This window comes from Nonomuraea sp. NPDC003201, assembly GCF_053590415.1.
In genome coordinates, this window is record NZ_JBSFTC010000215.1 from 1 (window position 1) to 20,186 (window position 20,186).

18 protein-coding genes are annotated in these 20,186 nt (G+C 71.3%); 12 read left to right on the forward strand and 6 right to left on the reverse strand.

Annotated features, from left to right (window positions below):
- Positions 1 to 1,062 (forward strand): ATP-binding cassette domain-containing protein (locus ACWDX9_RS44110; protein ID WP_449965724.1); only part of this gene is annotated, 1,062 nt, incomplete at its 5' end.
- Positions 1,059 to 3,020 (forward strand): prolyl oligopeptidase family serine peptidase, encoded by a 1,962-nt coding sequence (locus ACWDX9_RS44115; RefSeq protein WP_449965727.1) that lies wholly within the window; start codon positions 1,059 to 1,061, stop codon positions 3,018 to 3,020. The genes ACWDX9_RS44110 and ACWDX9_RS44115, both read left to right, overlap by 4 nt.
- Here the strand turns inward: ACWDX9_RS44115 and ACWDX9_RS44120 are convergent.
- Positions 3,006 to 3,614: a response regulator gene (locus ACWDX9_RS44120; RefSeq protein ID WP_397365424.1), complete on the reverse strand. Its 609-nt coding sequence runs from the start codon at positions 3,612 to 3,614 to the stop codon at positions 3,006 to 3,008. The genes ACWDX9_RS44115 and ACWDX9_RS44120 overlap by 15 nt on opposite strands.
- Positions 3,615 to 3,736: 122 nt before the next feature.
- Between ACWDX9_RS44120 and ACWDX9_RS44125 the strand changes: the two genes are divergently transcribed.
- A complete protein-coding gene (locus ACWDX9_RS44125; RefSeq protein WP_449965729.1) occupies positions 3,737 to 4,231 on the forward strand; it encodes a carboxymuconolactone decarboxylase family protein in 495 nt (164 codons plus the stop codon).
- Here ACWDX9_RS44125 and ACWDX9_RS44130 read toward each other — a convergent pair.
- The gene (locus ACWDX9_RS44130) at positions 4,209 to 5,246 is read right to left on the reverse strand and encodes a zinc-dependent alcohol dehydrogenase family protein (RefSeq protein WP_449965732.1); all 1,038 of its coding nucleotides are present in this window, start codon (positions 5,244 to 5,246) and stop codon (positions 4,209 to 4,211) included. The two genes, ACWDX9_RS44125 and ACWDX9_RS44130, sit on opposite strands and share 23 nt — an antisense overlap.
- An 81-nt stretch (positions 5,247 to 5,327) precedes the next feature.
- Here ACWDX9_RS44130 and iscB point away from each other — a divergent pair, with 81 nt between their 5' ends.
- A complete protein-coding gene (iscB, locus tag ACWDX9_RS44135; protein WP_449965735.1) occupies positions 5,328 to 6,221 on the forward strand; it encodes an RNA-guided endonuclease IscB in 894 nt (297 codons plus the stop codon).
- A 201-nt stretch (positions 6,222 to 6,422) separates the two neighbouring features.
- On the opposite strand, the gene ACWDX9_RS44140 is transcribed toward iscB, so the two are convergent.
- The gene (locus tag ACWDX9_RS44140) at positions 6,423 to 7,253 is read right to left on the reverse strand and encodes a helix-turn-helix transcriptional regulator (RefSeq protein WP_449965737.1); all 831 of its coding nucleotides are present in this window, start codon (positions 7,251 to 7,253) and stop codon (positions 6,423 to 6,425) included.
- 103 nt (positions 7,254 to 7,356) lie between these two features.
- Here ACWDX9_RS44140 and ACWDX9_RS44145 point away from each other — a divergent pair, with 103 nt between their 5' ends.
- The 3 genes from ACWDX9_RS44145 to ACWDX9_RS44155 all read left to right on the forward strand — a co-directional run bounded on the left by ACWDX9_RS44145 (position 7,357) and on the right by ACWDX9_RS44155 (position 10,592).
- Positions 7,357 to 8,067, forward strand: a complete 711-nt coding sequence (locus tag ACWDX9_RS44145) for an SDR family oxidoreductase (protein ID WP_449965739.1) — start codon at positions 7,357 to 7,359, stop codon at positions 8,065 to 8,067.
- A gap of 35 nt (positions 8,068 to 8,102) precedes the next feature.
- The gene (locus ACWDX9_RS44150) at positions 8,103 to 9,500 is read left to right on the forward strand and encodes a glutamate--cysteine ligase (protein WP_449965742.1); all 1,398 of its coding nucleotides are present in this window, start codon (positions 8,103 to 8,105) and stop codon (positions 9,498 to 9,500) included.
- A gap of 108 nt (positions 9,501 to 9,608) precedes the next feature.
- On the forward strand, positions 9,609 to 10,592 hold the full coding sequence (locus tag ACWDX9_RS44155) for a hypothetical protein (RefSeq protein WP_449965744.1): 984 nt from the start codon (positions 9,609 to 9,611) through the stop codon (positions 10,590 to 10,592).
- A gap of 6 nt (positions 10,593 to 10,598) precedes the next feature.
- On the opposite strand, the gene ACWDX9_RS44160 is transcribed toward ACWDX9_RS44155, so the two are convergent.
- Positions 10,599 to 11,327, reverse strand: a complete 729-nt coding sequence (locus tag ACWDX9_RS44160) for a PaaX family transcriptional regulator C-terminal domain-containing protein (protein WP_449965746.1) — start codon at positions 11,325 to 11,327, stop codon at positions 10,599 to 10,601.
- Between the two features lie 31 nt (positions 11,328 to 11,358).
- Here ACWDX9_RS44160 and ACWDX9_RS44165 point away from each other — a divergent pair, with 31 nt between their 5' ends.
- Positions 11,359 to 13,020, forward strand: coding sequence for an acyl-CoA dehydrogenase family protein (locus tag ACWDX9_RS44165; protein WP_449965749.1), 1,662 nt, complete (start codon positions 11,359 to 11,361; stop codon positions 13,018 to 13,020).
- 52 nt (positions 13,021 to 13,072) lie between these two features.
- Here the strand turns inward: ACWDX9_RS44165 and ACWDX9_RS44170 are convergent, their stop codons facing one another.
- Positions 13,073 to 14,671, reverse strand: a complete 1,599-nt coding sequence (locus ACWDX9_RS44170; protein ID WP_449965752.1) for an AAA family ATPase — start codon at positions 14,669 to 14,671, stop codon at positions 13,073 to 13,075.
- A gap of 363 nt (positions 14,672 to 15,034) precedes the next feature.
- Between ACWDX9_RS44170 and ACWDX9_RS44175 the strand changes: the two genes are divergently transcribed.
- The 3 genes from ACWDX9_RS44175 to ACWDX9_RS44185 all read left to right on the forward strand — a co-directional run bounded on the left by ACWDX9_RS44175 (position 15,035) and on the right by ACWDX9_RS44185 (position 18,459).
- Positions 15,035 to 15,784 carry a crotonase/enoyl-CoA hydratase family protein gene (locus tag ACWDX9_RS44175; protein WP_364239059.1) on the forward strand — a complete coding sequence of 250 codons (750 nt, stop codon included), beginning with the start codon at positions 15,035 to 15,037 and terminating at the stop codon, positions 15,782 to 15,784.
- Between the two features lie 130 nt (positions 15,785 to 15,914).
- A complete protein-coding gene (locus ACWDX9_RS44180; protein ID WP_449965755.1) occupies positions 15,915 to 16,040 on the forward strand; it encodes a hypothetical protein in 126 nt (41 codons plus the stop codon).
- Between the two features lies 1 nt (position 16,041).
- Positions 16,042 to 18,459: a DUF4132 domain-containing protein gene (locus ACWDX9_RS44185; protein WP_449965758.1), complete on the forward strand. Its 2,418-nt coding sequence runs from the start codon at positions 16,042 to 16,044 to the stop codon at positions 18,457 to 18,459.
- Positions 18,460 to 18,475: 16 nt separating this feature from the next.
- On the opposite strand, the gene ACWDX9_RS44190 is transcribed toward ACWDX9_RS44185, so the two are convergent.
- On the reverse strand, positions 18,476 to 19,756 hold the full coding sequence (locus ACWDX9_RS44190) for an FAD-binding oxidoreductase (protein ID WP_449965761.1): 1,281 nt from the start codon (positions 19,754 to 19,756) through the stop codon (positions 18,476 to 18,478).
- Positions 19,757 to 19,811: 55 nt separating this feature from the next.
- Here ACWDX9_RS44190 and ACWDX9_RS44195 point away from each other — a divergent pair.
- Positions 19,812 to 20,186 (forward strand): AfsR/SARP family transcriptional regulator (locus ACWDX9_RS44195; RefSeq protein ID WP_449965763.1); only part of this gene is annotated, 375 nt, incomplete at its 3' end.

The following is a 20,186-nucleotide window of genomic DNA, read 5'->3' on the forward strand; positions in this document are numbered from 1 at the left end:
CACCTGGTCCAGTACGGCAGGGCCCACTCGGCGGACCTCTTGAGAGATGCTGGAGACTTCACGCTCGCCCGGGTGACCGCCGCCCGCACCGCGGCCCTCGCCGTGGGCGGCTGGCTGCCGGTCGTCCTCGTGCTCGCCGGCACCCCACGGCTGCTGGACGGCGGCCTCGGCCCCGGCGTGATCGCCGGCACGCTCGCGTACGTCACGCAGTCCCTGGCCCCCGCGCTCGGCGGCCTCGTGCAGGGCCTCGGCGTCAGCGGCATCCGGCTGGCCGCCACGCTCGGCCGCATCGCCGCGTCCGTCCCGCCCATCGGGCCGCCCCGGCCCAGGATCCGCCCCAGCGCCTGCGACGTGCGGCTCTCCGCCGTCACCTTCGCGTACGGCCCGCACTCGGCCCCCGTCGTCGACCGCCTGGACCTCGCCATCCCCGAGGGCGACCACCTCGCGGTCGTGGGGCCCAGCGGCGCGGGCAAGTCCACGCTCGCGGCCCTGGTCAGCGGCATGCTCCGGCCCGATACGGGCGAGGCGCTGGTCGGCGGCGTCCCCGCAGACCGGCTCGACCCCGCCGCCCGCGTGCTGATCCCCCAGGAGGCGTACGCCTTCCGCGGCACCCTCATGGAGAACCTCATCGCCCTCGGCACGCCGGACGCCCCCGATCTCGCCGGGAAGCTGGACGAGGCCGTCGCGGCTGTCGGCGCCCGCGAGCTGGTGGACGAGCTGGGCGGGTACGAGGCCCGCCTCGACCCGGCGGCGCTGTCGGCCGGGCAGCGCCAGCTCATCGCGCTCGTGCGCGCCTACCTCACCCCCGCCCCCCTGGTCATCCTCGACGAGGCCACCTGCCATCTCGACCCCGCCGCCGAGGCCCGTGCGGAGACCGCGTTCGCGCGGCGCGGCGGCACGCTCGTCGTCGTCGCGCACCGCCTCACCTCCGCGCTGCGCGCCCGCCGCATCCTCCTCATGGACGGAACCCGGGTGACCATCGGCACCCACGACGAACTGATCAGGACCTCTCCGCTCTACGCCGACCTGGCCGGCCACTGGCATCCGGAGCCCGTGTCATGAAATTTCTGGACAAGTATCCGCGCGCCGAGCGCCTCCCCGGCAGCTCGACACCAGGTGAGATCGACGACCCGTACCGCGGGCTCGAAGACCCCGACGACCCCGCCACCAAGACCTGGCTGGCCGAGCAGGACCGGCTGTGGCACGACAGCGCCGCCCGGCTGCCCCAGCGCGAGCGCTTCCTCGCCCGGCTCACCGAGCTCAGGGAGACGGGCCTGGTCACCCCGCCGGTCTGGCGCGGCGAGCGGAGCTTCCACCTGCGCCAGACCACCTCCCAGGAACACCCGGTCCTCCACTGCGGCGACCGCGTCGTCCTCGACCCCATGGACCTCGACCCCACGGGGCTCACGACCCTGGACGACTGGCAGCCCGACCTGGAAGGGCGCCTGCTGGCGTACCAGATCTCGCGCCGGGGCGACGAGAAGGCGGACCTGTACGTCAGGGACGTCGACACCGGGGCCGTCGTGGACGGGCCCATCGGCGGCTGCCGCTACTCCGCGGTCGCCTGGCTGCCGGGCGGCGCGGCCTTCTACTACGTGCGCTTCCACGACGGCGTATACCTGCACAGGATCGGCGACGCGGCGGACGTCCCCGTCTTCACGCGCGGGCCGCTCCGGTACGGCGTGCAGATCAGCGCCGACGGCCGCTGGCTGACGATCTCGGCGGGCGGCTCGCTCTGGCTCGCCGAGCCGGGCGGCCGGGACGAGCCCCGCCCCGTACCGGACGCGCTGGCCGCCGCGGTGGCCTGCGACGGCCGCCTCTACCTGGTCACCGACCGGGACGCGCCGCGGCGCAGGCTCTGCGTGGCCGATCCGGCCGAGCCCGCCGCGTGGCGGGAGCTGATCCCCGAGGACCCGGAGGCGGTGCTGGGCGCGTTCACCGTGCTCGACGGCGACCGGCTGCTCGTCGCCCGGACCCGCCACGCCGTGGGGGAGATCGCCGTCCACCACGCCCGCACGGGGGAGCGGCTGGGCTCCGTGCCGCTGCCCGGCAGCGGCACGATCGCCTCGCTGACCTCGCGCCCCGGCGGCGGCTCCGAGGCGTGGTTCGCCTACACCGACGCCGTCACACCCCCCGAGGTCTGGCGCCACGACGTCCGCACCGGCGAGACCACCCTCTGGTCGGCCCCGCCTGGCCACGTGAGCCGGCCCGCCGTGCGCAGCCACCACATCGAATACGCCTCGGCCGACGGCACCCGCGTCCGCATGGTCGTGGTGGCGGGCCCGTCGGCGGGCGGCCCCCGTCCCACGATCCTCACCGGGTACGGCGGCTTCGGCATCCCCCTGCGCCCCGGCTACGCCGCCGACTCCCTGGCCTGGGTCGAGGCGGGCGGCGTGCTGGCCGTCGCCAACCTCAGAGGCGGCGGCGAGGAGGGCGAGGAGTGGCACCGGGACGGCATGCGGGAGCGCAAGCAGAACGTCTTCGACGACTTCGCGGCCGCCGCCGGCAAGCTCATCGCCGACGGCTGGACGACCCCCGGGCAGCTCGGCATCTGGGGCGAGTCGAACGGCGGCCTCCTCGTCGGCGCGGCCCTCACCCAGCGGCCCGGCCTGTTCGCGGCGGCGGTGTGCTCGGCGGGCCTGCTCGACATGGCCCGCTACCACCTCGGCGGCCTCGGACCCTCCTGGACCGGCGAGTACGGCGACCCCGACGACCCCGAACAACTCGGCTGGCTGCTCGCCTACTCGCCCTACCACCACGTCAGAAAGGGGACGGACTACCCGGCGACGCTGTTCACGGTCTCGGCGGGCGACACGCGGGTCGATCCGATGCACGCGCGCAAGATGTGCGCCGCCCTGCAGTGGGCGGCCGGCGGGGACCGGCCGATCCTGCTCCGGCACGAGCCGGACGTGGGCCACGGCGCGCGGGCGGCCAGCAGGTCGGTCGCGCTGGCGGCGGACGCCCTCGCCTTCCTGGCCGCGCACACGGGCCTGGAGGTGATCGGCCTAGATCCAGCCTGACTCCCTGGCGATGCGGATGGCGTCGATCCTGCTGCGGGCGCCCAGCTTGGCCGTCGTCTTGGACAGGTAGTTGCGTACCGTGCCCTCCGACAGGAACAGCGACGCCGCGATCTCCCCGATCGACGCCCCGTCCGCCGCGGCCCCGATCACGTCCAGCTCGCGCGGCGTCAGCGGCGCCTCGGGCGGCCGCATGGCCGCGATGGCCAGCTCCGAGTCGATGACCCGCTCTCCCTCGGCCACCCGGCGGATCCCGTCCGCCAGCCGGTCCGGCGGGGCGTCCTTGGCCATGAAGCCCCGTACGTGCACGTCGAGCGCCTGCTTGAGCAGGCCCGGCGTGCCCACGCCGGTCAGGATGAGCACCCCGCACTCGGGCAGCTTCGCGTGCAGCTCGCCGGCGGCGGTGAGCCCGTCCTTGCCGGGTAACGCGATGTCGATGACGGCGACGTCGGGCCGGGTGGCCCTGGCCGCGGCCAGGATGCGGTCTCCCCTGGAGACCTCGGCCACGACCTCGATGTCTTCCTCATAAGCCAGCAGCGCCACGATCGCCCCACGTACCAGGTTCATGTCCTCAGCGAGCAACGTTCGAATCACCATGCGTCCTTGCGGTCGGCCGGCTTGCAACGTCTGCGGGCTTCCTAATCCTGACTTATTGACCCGGATGTGAAAAGTCCTGCCAAATAACCGTCAGGCCAAACATGCGCTTTTGTGGAATGGTCATGGACATGGAACCACGCGTACGCCCCCTCCCGCCCGAAGAATGGGACGATTTCACGAAGGCGAACCCGCAGAACGTGTTCACCACGCTGGCCCGCCACCCGGCGCTCTACAAGGAGTGGCTGGGTTTCGGCGGCGCGCTGCTCGACGGCACGCTGCCCGCCCGCGACCGCGAGCTGGCCATCCTGCGCACCGCCTACCACACCGGCAGCGCCTACGTGTGGGCCCACCACGCGCGCCTGGGCAGCGCGGCCGGGCTCACCGACGTGGAGATCGCCTCGGTGAGCCACCCGGACGCCCTCTGGCCGGTCGAGGACCAGCTCATCCTCCAGGTCGCCGACGACCTCCACTCCATCGGCGACCTGACCGACGCCACCTGGACGGCGCTCTGCGACCGCTACGACGAGCCGGGCCGGATCGAGCTGGTCGTGCTGGTGGCCCACTACACCATGCTGGCGCTCGTGCTCAGGACGCTCAGAGTGGAACTCGAGGAGTGATCATCGTGACGCCCGGCACCGAGCCGATCGAGGCCAGCGCCTTGCCGGCGTCGGCCAGCCCGATCGTGCGGGTGACGAGCTGGTCGGGATGGAGGATCCCGGCCCTGATCATCTCCAGCATCGGCGGGTACGCGTGCGCGGCCATGCCGTGGCTGCCCAGCAGCCGCAGCTCATGGCCGATCACGCGGCCCATCGGCACCGGCGTCGGCCCTCCCGGCAGCAGCCCCACCTGAACGTGGCGGCCCTTGCGGCGCAGGCTCTCGATGGAGGCGGCGCAGGTCTGCGGGCTGCCCAGCGCGTCGATCGACACGTGGGCGCCGCCCCTGGTCAGCTCCCTGACCTGGGCCGCCACGTCCCCGGCCGAACCGTTGACGAAGTGCGTGGCGCCCGCCCGCTCCGCCAGGTGCAACGCGTCGGTGCTGATGTCCACGGCCACCACGCGGGCCCCGGCCGCCGTCGCGATCATCACGGCCGACAGGCCCACGCCGCCGCACCCGTGCACCGCCACCCACTCGCCCGGCCGCACCTCGCCGACCTGCGCCACGGCGCGGAAGGCGGTGGCGAAGCGGCAGCCGAGCCCGGCCGCCGTGGCGTAGTCCATGTCCTCGGGGATCGCGATCAGGTTGACGTCCGCGTGGTCGATGGCCACGTACTCGGCGAACGAGCCCCAGTGGGTGAAGCCGGGCTGCGTCTGCCGCTCGCACACCTGCTGGTCGCCGGTGGCGCAGGACGGGCACGAGCCGCAGGCGCAGATGAACGGGACCGTCACCCGCGCCCCCGGCAGCCAGCCGCGCACGTCGGAGCCGACCGCCTCGACGACGCCCGCCAGCTCGTGGCCCGGCACGTGGGGCAGGACCTTGATGTCGGGGTCGTGCCCCTGCCAGCCGTGCCAGTCGGACCGGCACAGCCCCGTCGCCTCGACCCTGATCACCGCTCCGTGCGGGGCGGGGGACGGGTCGGGCAGCTCGCGCACGTCGAGCTCACCACCGAAGATTTCAAAGGCAACCGCTCGCATTTCATCAGCCTAGCTTTAGAGTCAGTTGCCGCAGGTCGCGCGAGGCCTGTTGGGAACGGGGTTCGGCGGTATGGACAACATGTGCGAGAGGAGATCCCCGGCACTTCACCTGCCGCCGGGGGCGTCACCCCGGACCATCCGGTCCGGGAGAAGGGACGTGAGTCCCCTCCCTATGTGTTCGTGCTTGACAAGCATGGGTACCCGCTGCAGCCCTGCACCTCGGCCAGAGCGCGCCAACTGCTCAAGAGGGGAAGGGCCGTTGTCCATCGCCACACACCGTTCGTCATTCGTCTGAAGGACCGCACCACAGCAGAGAGTGAGATCGATGGCGTGGGGCTGGGCGTCGACCCCGGCTCCCGGCACACCGGGATTGCCGTGTTCACCGCACGAGCCGGACAGCGCCGCGCCCGGTACGGCATCCAGCTCGACCACCGCGGCGCGAGCATCCTCAGGAAGATGCAGCAGCGAGCTGCCTACCGGCGTGCCCGCCGTGTCCGGAAGCTGCGCTATCGGATGCCGCGCTTCTCGAACCGCGGCCGCCGCCAAGAGTGGTTGCCGCCATCTCTTCGCCACCGTGTGGTCACCACGGTCTCGCGGGTGGACCGGCTGGCTCGTTGGGCGCCGGTGCGGGCGGTGCACCTGGAGCGGGTCGCCTTCGATACCCACGCCATCAGCGCCGGCCGGCCTCTGGAATGTGTGGAATACCAGCACGGCACGTTGCACGGAACCGAGGTCCGCGAATACCTGCTAACCAAGTGGAACCGCACCCGCAGTCGCCTGCCCAAACCCACACCCTCGATGCCCTGGCCGTCGGCGAACTCGACGCCATCGCTCAAATCGTGTCCGCGGTGCTGGTCGTGGGATGCACCGGTCGTGGTACTCACACCCGCACCCGCACCGACAAGCACGGTTTCCCCCGCCTCCGCCTCCCCAGGCACAAGACGTTTTTCGGCTACGCCACCGGCGACCTGGTGATCGCTGTCGTCCCTACTGGGAAAAAGCAAGGCACACACACTGGCCGCGTCGCTGTCCGCGCCAGCGGCAGCTTCAACATCACCACCGCTCACGGCACCGTCCAAAGCATCAGTTACCGCCACATACGCCTGCTACAACGAGCGGACGGATACACCTACGCCTTGCAAGGGGAAGTATGGTAGCCATCGCCCTCTCGCCCGCCTATGAGCTTAGGGTCAGTTGCCGCAGGTCGCGCAAGGCCTGGTGGGAGGGCGAACCGGGTTCGGTGGTGTAGAGGACGAGGCGGAGGTCGTCGCGGTCGGGCACGGGCATGACCTGGCAGATCGCGTCGATGGTGCCGACCAGCGGATGCGTGACCTGTTTGCGCTGCTCCCTGCGGATCTTGACCTCGTACCTGGCCCACAGCTCGGCGAAGTGCGGGCTGAGCGCGAGCATCTCGGCGACCAGCGCCTGGATCTTGCGGTCGTCAGGGTAGCGGCCCGCGGCGGCGCGCAGGTCGGCGACGGAGGAGCGGGCGAAGCGGCCCTTCTCCTCGTCGCTGAGGTGCTCGGCGATGTCGGGGGACATGAAGACCCAGCGGATGACGTTGCGGTCCTCCGGGTCCACGGTGTCGAGGCCGCCCATGAGCGCGTTGGCCAGGGGATTCCAGGCGCGGATGTCGTACCTGGCGTCCAGCACGTACGCGGGGACCTCCTCCAGGAACTCGATCAGGTGCAGCAGGCTCTCGGGCACGTCCTCCCTGATCAGGGGCGTCTCCACCGCGTGTCCGGCCAGGTGGAGCAGGTGGGCGCGCTCGTCCTGGCTCAGCATGAGCGCCCGGGCCAGCGCGTTGAGCACCTGCCGGGACGGGTGCGGGCCCCGGCCCTGCTCCAGCCGGATGTAGTAGTCGATCGACATGCCGGCGAGCTGCGCGACCTCCTGCCTGCGCAGGCCCGGCGTGCGGCGCCGCTCGCCGCCCGGCAGGCCGACCTCGGCGGGGGTGACACGGGCGCGCCTGACGCGCAGGAAGTCGGCGAGTTCGTCGCGGTTCATGCCTCCATCCTCAGCGTTGTCCGGCCGCGCGTGGGTGGTACCGCTGATACCAGCCTCTCCAGACCTCTCCCGGACCCGCCATGACCTGGGTGAACGTGGGCGCATGACGAAGATTGCCCTCATCACGGGCGCCAACAAGGGAATCGGCTACGAGATCGCGCGACTGCTGGCCGAGCAGGGTGTCACCACGATCGTGGGGGCGCGCGACGAGGAGCGCGGGCGGGCCGCCGCGGAGCGGCTGGGGCAGCCGTACGTGCGGCTCGACGTGACCGACGAGGCGAGCGTGGCCGCGGCCGCGAAGTGGGTCGAGCAGGAGTACGGCCGGCTGGACATCCTGGTCAACAACGCCGGGATCACCGGCGGCTTCATGGACCCGCGTCCCAGCGCCACCCCCGCCGGGGTGCTCAGGGAGGTCTACGAGACGAACGTGTTCGGCGTGGTGACGGTCACCAACGCGATGCTGCCGCTGCTGCGGGAGTCGGAGGCGGGCCGGATCGTGAACATGACGTCCGAGCTGGGCTCGCTGACCATGGCGATGGACCGGGAGAGCCCTTTCTGGGACGTCAACATCATGCCCTACAACTCCTCCAAGACCGCGCTCAACATGGTCACCGTCAGCTACGCCAAGGAGCTGATCGACACCCCGATCAAGGTGAACGCGGCCAACCCCGGCTACTGCGCCACCGACCTCAACGGGCACAGCGGGTTCCAGACCGCCGAGCAGGGCGCGGCCATCGCCGTGCGGCTCGCGACCCTCGACGCCGACGGCCCCACCGGGGCGTACCTGGAGGACAGGGGATCTATCCATTGGTGATGTGTCAAGCCAGGTGAATAGGACAGAAGGGGGTGATGGGACGAGATCTAGATAAGGAGCGCTTCTCCGAGGCGGAGTACGCCGCCTTCGGGGAGCGGATCCGGGAGCAGCTCGGCGTCCTGCGCGAGCTGCTCGCCACCCCCGGCTTCGGCCAGGGCCCGGCGACGGTCGGGGCCGAGCTGGAGCTGTTCCTGATCGACGAGCGGGGCCGGCCGCTGCCCCGCAACAGCCAGGTGCTCGAAGCCCTCGGCGACCCCCGCGTGGTGCTGGAGCTGGGCCGCTACAACGTCGAGGTGAACCTGACCCCGACGCCGCTGGCCGGCCGGCCCTTCGAGCGGCTGAGCGGCGAGGTGCAGGAGACGATCGTGAAGGTGGACGGGGCGGTGGAGGGCGGAGGCGCGCTGCCCATCGGCATCCTGCCCACGCTCGACGCCGAGGACTTCACGGTCGGCGCGATGAGCGACCAGAACCGTTACCGGGCCATGAGCAGGGGCATCAGGCGGCTGCGGCTGGAGCCGTTCCTGGTCAAGATCGACGACCTGGAGCTGTCGGTGGAGGACGTGATCCTCGAGAGCGCCAACACCTCCTGGCAGGTGCACATCCGCACGCCGCCCGACCGCTTCGCGCGGCTGTTCAACGCCGCCCAGCTGGCCATCGGCCCGGTGCTGGCCGCCTGCGGGAACTCGCCGTTCTTCCTCGGCAGGCGGCTGTGGGAGGAGACGCGCATCGCGCTGATGGAGGAGGCCGCCGACGACCGGGACGTGCAGCGGCGCGAGCGCAGGGACGGGCGGGTCACGTTCGGCTCCGACTGGGTGCGCGAGGGGGCGTATGAGCTGTTCGAGCGGTACGTGCGGGACTACGACCCCGTGGTGCCGGATCTGCGGGACGACGCGGAGCCGTACGAGGTGCCGGAGCTGCGGCTGCACCAGGGCACGATCTGGCAGTGGAACCGGCCCGTCTACGACCCGGCCGATGGCGGTCACCTGCGGATCGAGATGCGGGCGCTGCCGGCGGGCCCGTCGTGCGCGGACATGGCGGCCAACACCGCGTTCCTGCTCGGGCTCACGCTGTCGCAGGCGGAGCGTGAGCTGACCGGCTTCCGGTTCGGGGAGGCGTACCAGAACTTCTACCGCGCCGCCATGCACGGGCTGGACGCCAAGCTCTCCTGGCCCGGCTCCGACGTCGACTTCGAGGCCGCCGACCTGGTGCTCCGCCTGCTGCCCGAGGCGCGGGAAGGGCTGCTCGCGGCGGGGGTGACGCCGTCGGACGCCGACGGCGCGCTGGGCGTGATCGCACAGCGCACCCGGCTGCGCCGCACGGGCGCGGTCTGGCAGCGGGAGGCTCTGGAACGTTTCCAGGGCGACAGGGAACGACTCGTACAGCGTTACCGTGAGCTGTCACTGTCGGGACTTCCGGTGCATTTGTGGCCCTGAAGGCAAACTTCTATCGCACTCCGTCCGTCAAACTAGGTCAAGGGACGGCAAAGCGAGGAAGTTATGGCGGCAACGGGGATGGTACCCACGAACAAGGCACCTTTCGCCTTGCGCAGGGAAACGGGCGACCTGGCCGAAGGGGCGGCGAAGCTGGCTGGGGAGATCGGCGGCGCCGGTGTCGAGGCGGTGCTGGCGCAGGCGAACAGGATGGCGACCCGCAAGGGGGCATCGGGCACGCTCGGGGCGATGAGCCCGAAACCGTCCGAGTGGTACGCCTTCGACGTCAAGGACCAGGACACGGTCGACTGGTACCCGCAGGGGCTGACCTGCTCGGACGAGTCGGGCTCGATCGGGGTGCCGGCGTTCCTGGCGTCCTGGTACTTCAAGCCGGAGGTGGGTGAGCGGGGCATCAGGGTGTCCTTTCTCAGCCCCAAAACCCTGAAATATCAGCATGCGCTGCTGGTCGAGGCGAAGCCGGATGGTTCGTACGGACCCATCAACATCCACGCGGGCGGCATCGCCTGCGACGGCGACCTGGTCTACGTCGCCGACACCAAGCGGGGGCTGCGTGTCTTCGACCTGAAGCACGTGCTCGACCTGCGCACCGCCCAGAACGACCTGGGCGACCCCACGCGGGTCGGGCGGCACGGCGGCAAGTTCCACGCCTTCGGCTACCGGTACGTGATGCCGCAGACCGACTTCTGGAAGGTCGCGAAGCCGGGACCGCTCTTCTCGTTCGTCTCGATCGAGCGCAGCGGCGGCACGCCGCGGCTGGTCACCGGCGAGTACCGCGAGAACGACCCGGGCGGCTGGGTGGGCCGCTGGCCCCTCGGCCTGGCCGGCGGCGAGCCCGAGGACGCCTTCGTGATGGGACAGCCCAAGATCCAGGGGGCCATCTCGTGGGGCGGCAAGTGGTACCTGAGCCAGGCGGCCGGCGCGAACGCCAACGGCAAGCTGCTCGTCCAGACCGACGGCAAGCTGGAGACGCGGGGATTCCCCATCGGGCCGGAGGACCTGACGGTGCAGGGCGGCAAGCTGTGGAGCGTCACCGAGTTCAGGAACCGCCGGATCATCTTCGGCGTGCCCCTCTAGGGGTTTTCAGTCCTTGAGGTGCTCGTACAGCACCTCGCGGTAGTGGCGGTCGAAGTCGTCGTAGCGGGCGCGCAGCTCCGCGCCCGGCCAGCCGGCCGGCAGCAGCTTCTCCGGGAGCAGCGGGTCGGCCAGGAGGTGGCGCAGCACGGCGGCCGAGACCAGGAAGCCCTCGGCCAGGCCGTCGGCCCGGTCAAAGGCGCGGTCGAGGGCCTGCTCCAGCTTGCGGGCCTCGGCCGCCCAGCCGTCCAGGTCCCACAGCAGGGGTGTGGGGTCGTCGTGCGGGCGGCCGTCGATCAGCGTGCACTGCGCCGTGACGGCCTCCGGCCACGCGCGCACCAGGTTGGCGGGCCGCATCCAGGTGCCCTCGCGCAGCTCAGCCAGGCGCAGCGCGGTCATCGTGGCCCGGAACGCGGCCCGGTCGGCGGGCGCGCGCCGCTCCGCCGTGACCACGGCGACCTCCCACGTGCCGTCCCATGGCCTGGTGTGCGGGTCGCGGCTCTCGTCCTGCCTGGCCTGCCGCTCGGCGAGCCGCTCCGACAGTGTGTAGAAGCGGCCGTCCTGGAGGAGGTCGCCGGCCGCGACCATGCGCGACAGCGCCACCCGTACGGTGCCTTCGGCGATGCCGAACAGCGCGCCGATGCGCACCAGCTGCCGGGCCGGCAGCCGCGGCGGGTGGCTGCCCAGCAGCGCGCTCAGCACGGCCGATCTGGCGCTCAGGGTGTTACGGTCTTCCATCGCGTGTCGAGCATATGTAACACTCGCGAGTATGGGGCGCTATCTCATCGAACCTTTCGACCGCAGCGACCGTTACGCCACCGAGCGCTACCAGGGCGCCGCCGGGCGCAACTGGTGGACCTGCGATCCCACGCTGCGCCTGCTCATGCGGCGCCACCTGGGCGAGGGCTTCGCCTGGGCGGAGCCGCGCCTGGACCGGCTGGGCGCGCTGATGGGCGGGCTCGTGGCCGAGTGCGCCGAGGAGACCGACCGCAACCCGCCGCGGCTGGAGAAGTACGACAAGTGGGGCAGGGACGTCAGCGAGGTCGTCATGCCGCCGTCGTTCCACGCGGCCCGGCGGGCGCTCATGGAGGACAACTTCACCTCCCCGTCCTTCGCCGCCGAGGCCCGGGCGCACGGGGCGAACCCGGCCGCGCTCGCCGCCGCCTGGACGTACCTGCTCGATCAGGCCGACATCGGGATGGGCTGCGCGCTCGGCACCGGAGGGGACATGGTGGTCTCGCTCGCCGAGAAGTACGCGCCCGAGGACGTACGCGATCGGGTGCGGGAGATCTTCGCCAACGGCTACTACTCCGGCGAGGCCGCTCAGATGTTCACCGAGCGGACGGGCGGCTCCGACCTGGCCGCGCTGGAGGCCACGGCGGAGCCCGCGGGCGACGCGTGGCTGCTGACGGGCTTCAAGTGGTTCGCCTCCAACGCCAACGGATCCGCGTTCGTGGTGCTGGCCAGGCGCCCCGACGGGAACGTGTCGCCGTTCCTCGTGCTGTGGGACCGGCGGGACGGAAGCCGCAACGGCCTGCGGATCCGGCGGCTCAAGGACAAGCTCGGCACCCGTTCGGTCGCCTCGGCGGAGGTCGAGTTCAGCGACGCGGAGGCCTTTCCGCTCTCGGGAGAGGGCTCCGGCTCCGGGCTCGGGACCATGATGAAGCTCACCAACGCCTCCCGGCTCGGCGTGGCCATGATGGGCGTCGGCGTGGCCAGGCGCGCGCTCGTGGAGTCGATCTGCTATGCCAGGTCCCGCGAGGCGTTCGGACGGCCGCTCATCGACCAGCCGCTCATGCGCCGCAAGCTGAGCGAGCTGATCGTCGAGGTCGAGGCCGCCCAGGCGCTCGCCTTCGACGGCCTCGCCGGCCCCCGCCTGCGCATCACGCCCGCCCTGATCAAGCTGCGCGCCGCCCGCCTCGGCGTGACGGCGGCGAGCGACGCGATCGAGGTGCACGGGGGCAACGGCTACATCGAGCAGTGGCCGGTGGCCCGCCTCCTGCGCGACGCCCAGGTCAACCCGATCTGGGAGGGCGGCGACAACATCCTCTGCCTCGACGTTAGGCGGGCCATGGTGAAGGAGCAGGCCCACCTGCCCTTCCTCGACCGCCTGCGCGACCTGGCCACCTCCGACCTGCTGCACGCCCGCATCGACGACCTCGCCAAGGCCGTCACGGCGTGGGCCGCGCTGGAGCCGTCGGTGGCGGAGGAGCGGCTGTATCCGCTGGCGCAGTTCATGGCCGATGTGTACGCCGCCGCCCTGCTGGAGGACCAGGCCGCCTGGGGACTCGACGACGGCCGTAAGGCGCTGGTGGCCCGGCTCTACGCCGAGGCCCACCTCGTCGATCACGGCCCGCTGCGCGGAATCGACCGCCCGGCGGAGGGCTCGGAGCTGTTCGACGAGCTCATCTCGGGGGCTGTCACCCTCTGAGGACCGCTCGGGTGAGCGGGTCATCGGTCCTTATCGGAGACCCGGGCACCCGTCACGCACGCAGAACGGTGACCTCGCGGCCGGACGGCGTGGTCGCCTGGTCGAAATCGCCTCGTTCCTTCCAGGGCGGGGCCTCTGGGCGCCGGTCGAAGACCACCAGCACGCCGGTGTCGAGGGTGAGCCGGTCCAGATACCGGTCGAGCTGCGCGAGGCCGTCGGGCAACGGGTCGTCCCCGCCCGCCCGCCAGACCTTCAGCTCCATCGCCTCGCTCTGCATCAGCCGTTCGCCTTCCGGGCCGGTGTAGGGCCAGCGGACCAGCACGTCCAGGCGCTTGGTGCCTGCGGCGTACTCCCGGTCGAGATAGCCTCCGCCGTTGACCAGCCGGTGGAGGAAGGCCATGAGGATGATCTGGCAGGCGGCCTCGTGGTAGCCCTCCTGGCGGATGAGCACCTCGCCGTGCTCGCGCCAGAACACGACGAACTCCTTCAGCAGTCGGTCCAGGTCGAACCGGCCGTCCGGCAGGACGAAGCTGCGCGGCTCGGCCATCACGTACTGTTCCGACGGATCTCCCAGCACCCGCAGGATGACCTCCCGATAGATCGGGTTCGCCACCTCCAGCGGAGGTTTCTGCTTGACCAGGCCCAGATCGCGGACGTAGGAGAGGTCGTCGGAGAAGGTGGGATCGACGTTGGGGAACGACCCGGCGACCACAGGCTCCATCACTCGCTTGACTCGGGGCTCGTGCAGTCGCGCCACGAGTGCGTCCAGATGGGTGGCGCGCGCCCGGATCAACCGCTCCTTGGCCTCCTCCACCTGCCGGGCGGTGATGTCGCCGGTCGCCCTCATCTGGAAGGTGATCTCATAGGCGAGGGCGTTGACCAGCCACGGTTGTCCCTGGGTCAGCTCGAAGGCCCGGTCCACCGCGTCCTTGGTGAACTCCTGACCGGTCGCCTGCGTGTGCTGGTCGTACAGCTCGGCGATCTGATCGGCGGTGAAGTCGCCCAGGCGCAGCGACTCGGCGATGATGTTGAACGGGCTGGCCGGATTCGATCCGTCAGGATCGCCGCCCGAGGCGACCTTGTAATCACGCACGTCGCGCAATCCGCACAGAACCAAGGACGTGGGGAACGGGTGGCCCTCCGGTCGCGCGTTGTGACCGGCGCGGAGCTGGCTGAGGATGCTGATCATGCTCTTGCCTTGAAGGGCGTCGATCTCGTCAAGGAACAGCACCACCCGGCGCGGGCAGGGGCGGCACCACTCCCGCAGCGCTGCACGCAATCGGCTGCCCGGAGAGGAGTGTGGCCACTGACTCGGCGGGCACAGCTCCTTCGGCCATCCTGACCGCGCGGCAGCGTCACGGATGGAATCCAGCAGGATCGACTCCGCCCAGCCGACGTCGTCGCCGGCCACCTTGGCCTCCTCGCAGGAGAACATCAAGGCGGCGATGTCACCCTCGGCGGTGAGTTCGGACGCCAGGGTGCGCAACGCGGTCGTCTTCCCCGTCTGCCGGGGCGCGTGCAGCACGAAGAAACGATCCATGTCGATGAGCACCCGTGCCTGCGGCAGCCGCTGCGTGGGGGGCAGCATGTAGTGGCGCTGCGGGTCACACGGGCCGGTGGTGTTGAAGTACTTCGCTCGGGGTGGCCGCATGATCACATTCTGCCACCATCCGCTGGGCCCGTTGCGAGATTCCGGGTCAAGACCGCCGAGGCCGTGCTCCGCGTAGCAGTTCGGCGAGCATGCGCCCGATCGCCCTGACGCGCGCGATGCGAGCCGGCGCGACCCTGGCCGCCACGCTGCCCTCGATCGCCGATCCGGTGCAACGGCCGGCCGACTTCGCGGTTCGGCTCCGCCAAGACGTCACCTCGGATGTATGGAAGGCGGCCGGCGGCAGTGACCGTCGCCATCCGTCTGGAGTCTCTCGGTAATCACTGACGGTGAGTTGCTGGCCGGGACCCCCGGCTTGGACGTACGCTCGGCCCGTTCCCCGAGGACTTCCCCGAGGAGGGCCGCATGACCGTACGCGTGGAGCGCGAGGGACCGGTCACCACCGTGGTGATCAGCAGGCCGGAGGCGCGTAACGCGGTCGATCGCAAGACGGCCGACGCGCTGGCGACCGCGTTCCGTGACTTCGAGGGCTCCGACGCCGCCGTGGCGGTGCTGTGGGGCGAGGGTGGCACGTTCTGCGCCGGCGCCGACCTCAAGGCGCTCGACAACCACGTCGGCGAGGACGGCGACGGGCCGATGGGCCCGACCAGGATGCGCCTGTCCAAGCCGGTCATCGCCGCCGTGGCCGGGCACGCCGTCGCGGGCGGGCTGGAGCTGGCCCTCTGGTGCGACCTGCGGGTGGCCGAGGAGGGGGCGGTCTTCGGGGTGTTCTGCCGCAGGTGGGGGGTGCCGCTCATCGACGGCGGCACCGTACGGCTGCCCCGGCTCATCGGCGCCTCACGGGCCATGGACATGATCCTCACCGGCCGGCCCGTCGAGGGGCGGGAGGCGTACGAGTGGGGGCTGGCCAACCGGCTCGTGCCGACCGGCACCGCCCGGCGGCAGGCCGAGGAGCTGGCACGCGAGATCGCCCGCTTCCCGCAGACCTGCCTGCGCGGCGACCGGCTGTCGGCGCTGGAGCAGGAGGGGCTGAGCGAGCAGGAGGCGATGCTGAACGAGCTGCGCCATGGGCTCGTCTCGCTGCCCGACGCCGTGGGCGGCGCCGCCCGCTTCGCCGCGGGCGCGGGCCGCCACGGCGACTTCGGCGACCTCTAGGACGTCCGGGTTCGCGCCCACATCTCGAAGATCATCGGAGTCCACACGTCGCTGATGTTTTGTCGCCCTGCGTTGCTATAGATGGCGTGATCATCTGGCACTTCGAGAAACAGGGCGTTCGATGGCATCAGTGATGTTTCGCGATGAGACTGCGACAGGCCGGGAGCTGGAGACGTTCTCCCTGCCCGGCCTGCCCGAGCGGATCTCGGCCCGGGAACTGGTACGGCTGCGGGTGCGCGAGCTGGTCGGGGGCTGACGTGAACTACGACATTCTTAAGGACTCTCCGCTCAACAACCGCTACGACCTCGTCTATCTGGCCAACGACCACAAGGAGGTGTTCGAGCGGCTCGACTCCGCCTTCGCCGCCCATCAGGCCTTGAAGGTCGAGGAGTGCGACGAGAGCGAGTCATGCCTCTTCGCCCTGTGGGCGCAGATGCGGCTCAGCCTCGGCTGGGACGGCGGCCACGACCACGACCAACGCCGGCTCGACGTCATCCGCGAGGTGATCGGCCACCTGACGGAGGTTCCCGAGGCGGTGGTCACCCAGCTGTGGAGCGCGGCCAACGGCCTGATGACCTGGCGGCACACCAACTACGCGGAGCTGTACCGGCTGCCGCTGGCCGCCGCCGCCCGGCTTCCCTACCACGAGCGGCGCGTCGTGCTGAACTCCATGCAAAGGTGGTTCGCCCAGTACTGGAAGCCCGCCTGGGAGGTCCTCCGCGAGCCGATGGAGGCGCTGCTCACCGAACCGGAGACCGACGATCCCGGCGCCACGGTCCGCAACATCATGTGGGAGGACGACGCGTTCGCCACCCGGATGATCGCCGATCACGCCACCCGCCTCACCGCTCCCGAGGTCCTGCCACTGCTGCGGCACTGGAACACCGCCACCGCCTCCAAACCCAGCGCCAGGTGGACCAGGCGGGCTACCGAGCTGCTGACCCCGCAGGCCGCTGAATTGATCAAGGACATCCTCGGCCAGGTCATCGCCCACCGTGAGGTCACGCTCCGGCATCCCACCCGCAGCGGCGAGTGGTCAGAGACCGTTTTCCTGCGCGAGCGCACCGCCGTACCGCTGCGCGGCATGGTGTGGACCTGCGAGCTGATCGACAAGCCGTGGGTGACCGCGCTGCTGGGCGACGTCGCCGTGGCGACCGGCACCGGGATCGGCGGCTCCGGCGCCAACGCGCGCAGCGAGATGCTGGCCAACGCCGCGACAGGGGTGCTGGCCCGGCGCGGCGGTCTGGAGGTGGTCGCCCAGCTGGCCCGGGTGCAGGCCAAGGTGCGCAAGAAGACCATCCTGGCGGGCGTGGCCAAGACCTTGGACGCGGTCGCCGGGCAGAGCGGGCTGTCGCCCGAGCAACTGCTGGAGCGCACGGTCCCGGCCTTCGGGCTGGGCGCCGACGGCACCCGTACCGAACACGGCCTGCGGTTGGCTCTCGACGGCGTGGTGAGCTTCGTCGAGCCCTCCGGCAAGATCCGCAAGACGATCCCCAAGGCCGTCCGCGAGGAGCACAAGGAGCTGCTGGCCGAGCTCAAGGCCACCGCCAAGGAGATCAAGAAGGTCTTGCCGGCCGAGCGCTTCCGGATCGAGCGCGCACTGGCCACCGAACGCGTCTGGCGCTGGAGCGAGGTGTGCGAGTACTACCTCGACCACCCGGTCACCGGTTCCATGGGCAGGACCCTGATCTGGGAGATCCTCCAGGGACCGGCCGGGCGCCCGGTGCTCGTGGACGGCACCTGGGAGCTGACCGACCCGGCAGGGCGCCGCATCCAGCCCGACGCTGACACCCCGGTGCTCCTCTGGCACCCCATCTCCCACAGCATGGAAGAAGTGCGCGCCTGGCGCGACCACCTCATGGAGTACGGCCTGCGCCAGCCGTTCAAGCAGGCATTCCGCGAGGTCTACCTGCTCACCCCCGCCGAGGAGGAGACTCTCGACCACTCGCGCCGCTTCACCGGTCATCTGCTGCGTTACGGTCAGGCGAAGGCGTTGCTGACCGGACGCGGCTGGACCGGGATGTCACTGGGCCACTGGGGCTGGGAGTACGGCTCCGACCAGGCCGAAGCCGCCAAGGAGCTCCCCGGCGGCCTGGTCGCCCACTGGGGCTTTCATCTGGATGAGGGCTCGTTCGAGCGGGATGACCTGGGCACGGTGTCCGTCTGCGTCAGCGGCGATCTCCACTTCACCGACGCCGGCGGGCGCCGGGTCCCGCTGGCCGAGGTGGCCCCGTTGACGTTGTCGGAGGTGCTGCGTGACGCTGACCTGGCCGTCGGCGTCACCTCCACCGGCCTGGACCCCGAGGGGGACGGCGAGTACTGGCGGTCCTACGGCTTCGGCGACCTGACCGAGACCGCCCGCATCCGCCGTGACGCGCTGGCCCGGCTGTTGCCGCGCCTGGCCATCGCCGACCGCTGCACCATCGCCGACCGGTTCCTGCGCGTCCGCGGTGACCTGCGCACCTACAGGATCCACCTCGGCTCGGGCAACATCCTCATGGAACCCAACGACGCCTACCTGTGCATCGTCCCCCGCCGCGGTTCCGGCGACCCGGTCTTCCTGCCCTTCGAGGAGGACGGCGGCATGTTGTCGATCGTCCTGTCGAAGGCGTTCCTCCTGGCCGCCGACACCGCGATCACCGACCCGTCCATCACGCACCAGATCCGGCCCTGAGCGGCGCCGCCCGGCTCTACCCCAGCACGGGGAAGTTGGCTCGGATGACGCCGTGCGGGTCGCGGGAGCGCTTGAGGTCGCGGAGCCGGGCCAGCGACTCGCTCGGGAACGCCGCCGCGGCCTGCTCGCCGCCGTGCAGCATCGTGTACGGCCTGCGCCCGCTGCTGAACGGCACCAGCGCCTTGCCCAGCCGCTCCAGGCGCTCGGCCGTGGCCTCGGTGGGCGCGCCGATCGCGTAGATCAGGTACGGCTCGTCCAGGTGCCCCGCGGCGCCGCCCCCGTCGGCGGGCCTGGACAGCGCGCCGCCCAGGTGCCGGATCTGCACGCTGATCAACGGGTCGATCGGCTCGCCCAGCAGCACGCCGGCCACCTGGCCGTCGAGCCCGGTCAGCAGCTCGCACCGGCTGGTTCCGGGCTGGGGATCGGTGGGCTCGTCGCAGATGGAGCCCAGCTCGGCGACCGGCAGCAGCCGCCGGTTGTCGCTGAGCGCGCCGCCGATCAGCTCGAAGGGCCGCAGCAGCGTGCCCGGGTCCCGGCCCAGGTACGTGCTGTCGATCATGACGAACCCCGGCCCGCCGGGGATCTGCAGCAGGTCGAACCAGACCGTCAGCTCGTCCGGCGCGCTCGCGGTGACCTCGCGGAAGGCGGCCAGCACCTCGGGCGCCCGCTCGATCGGCCACGTGATCCGCCCGCCGTACAGGAAGGGGGCGGGCCGCAGGTCGAACTCCATCGCCGTCACCACCGCGAAGTCACCGCCGCCGCCCCGCAGCGCCCAGAACAGCCCGGGGTCCCGCTCGGCCGTCACCCGGATCCGCCGGCCCTCGGCGTCCACCGCGTCGAAGGCCCGCACGCTGTCGGCGGCGAAGCCGTACTTCCTGCTGAACCAGCTCAGCCCGCCACCCAGCGTGTACCCGGTCACGCTGACCACGGGGGAACTGCCCGCGAGGCCGGTCAGCCCGAGCGGGCTCGCCGCCGCCAGCACCTCGCCCCACTTCACACCCGCGCCGACGCGCGCCACCCCGTTGTCGATCTCCACTCCGCCCAGGCCGCCGGTCCGCAGCAGGATCGTGCCCTCGGTGTCGCCGGAGGCGCCGTGGCCGCTCGGCTGCGCGGTCACCGCCAGCCCGTGCAGGCGGGCGTAGCCGACCGCGGCCGCCACGTCGTCGGCGTCGGCCGCTTCGACGACCGCGCGCACCCGCTGGTCGACGGCCAGGTTCCACGGCCTGCGCGCCTCGTCGAAACCCTCGTCGCCGGGGAGGAGCACGCGGCCGGTCGTCAGACTCTTCAGCTCGTTCATGGGATCAAGCATGCGTTTCGGCACTTGAGAGGGAATTGAGGTTGACTTGGGGTTCGTGGAGTTCAGACTGTTCGGTCCGCTTGAGGTGGACGACGGCGACGGCAACCGGCTCGACCTCGGCACCCGCAAGCAGCGGGCGGTCCTGGCCAGGCTGGCGCTCGAGCCCGGCCGCGTCGTGCCGCTCGACCGGTTGATCGAGGAGCTGTGGGCGGGGGAGGCGCCGGCCAAGGCCACGGCGACGCTGCAGGCGTACGTCTCGCATCTGCGGCGGGTGCTGGAGCCGGACCGCAAGCCGCGCACGCCGCCCCGGGTGCTGCTCACCCGCGAGCCCGGCTACGTGCTGGACGTCACGCCCGGGCAGACGGACGTGGGCCGCTTCGCCGCGTGGGCCGCCGACGGGGCGCGCCTGGTCAGGCAGGGGCGGCACGCG

Coding starts and splice junctions, on each gene's coding strand:
- ACWDX9_RS44160 (WP_449965746.1), bottom strand. CDS start 11,327: ATGGAAGACCGTAACACCCTGAGCGCCAGATCGGCCGTGCTGAGCGCG.
- ACWDX9_RS44125 (WP_449965729.1), top strand. CDS start 3,737: ATGGACATGGAACCACGCGTACGCCCCCTCCCGCCCGAAGAATGGGAC.
- ACWDX9_RS44115 (WP_449965727.1), top strand. CDS start 1,059: ATGAAATTTCTGGACAAGTATCCGCGCGCCGAGCGCCTCCCCGGCAGC.
- ACWDX9_RS44130 (WP_449965732.1), bottom strand. CDS start 5,246: ATGCGAGCGGTTGCCTTTGAAATCTTCGGTGGTGAGCTCGACGTGCGC.
- ACWDX9_RS44145 (WP_449965739.1), top strand. CDS start 7,357: ATGACGAAGATTGCCCTCATCACGGGCGCCAACAAGGGAATCGGCTAC.
- ACWDX9_RS44165 (WP_449965749.1), top strand. CDS start 11,359: ATGGGGCGCTATCTCATCGAACCTTTCGACCGCAGCGACCGTTACGCC.
- ACWDX9_RS44175 (WP_364239059.1), top strand. CDS start 15,035: ATGACCGTACGCGTGGAGCGCGAGGGACCGGTCACCACCGTGGTGATC.
- ACWDX9_RS44170 (WP_449965752.1), bottom strand. CDS start 14,671: ATGCGGCCACCCCGAGCGAAGTACTTCAACACCACCGGCCCGTGTGAC.
- ACWDX9_RS44150 (WP_449965742.1), top strand. CDS start 8,103: ATGGGACGAGATCTAGATAAGGAGCGCTTCTCCGAGGCGGAGTACGCC.
- ACWDX9_RS44120 (WP_397365424.1), bottom strand. CDS start 3,614: ATGGTGATTCGAACGTTGCTCGCTGAGGACATGAACCTGGTACGTGGG.
- ACWDX9_RS44190 (WP_449965761.1), bottom strand. CDS start 19,756: ATGAACGAGCTGAAGAGTCTGACGACCGGCCGCGTGCTCCTCCCCGGC.
- ACWDX9_RS44140 (WP_449965737.1), bottom strand. CDS start 7,253: ATGAACCGCGACGAACTCGCCGACTTCCTGCGCGTCAGGCGCGCCCGT.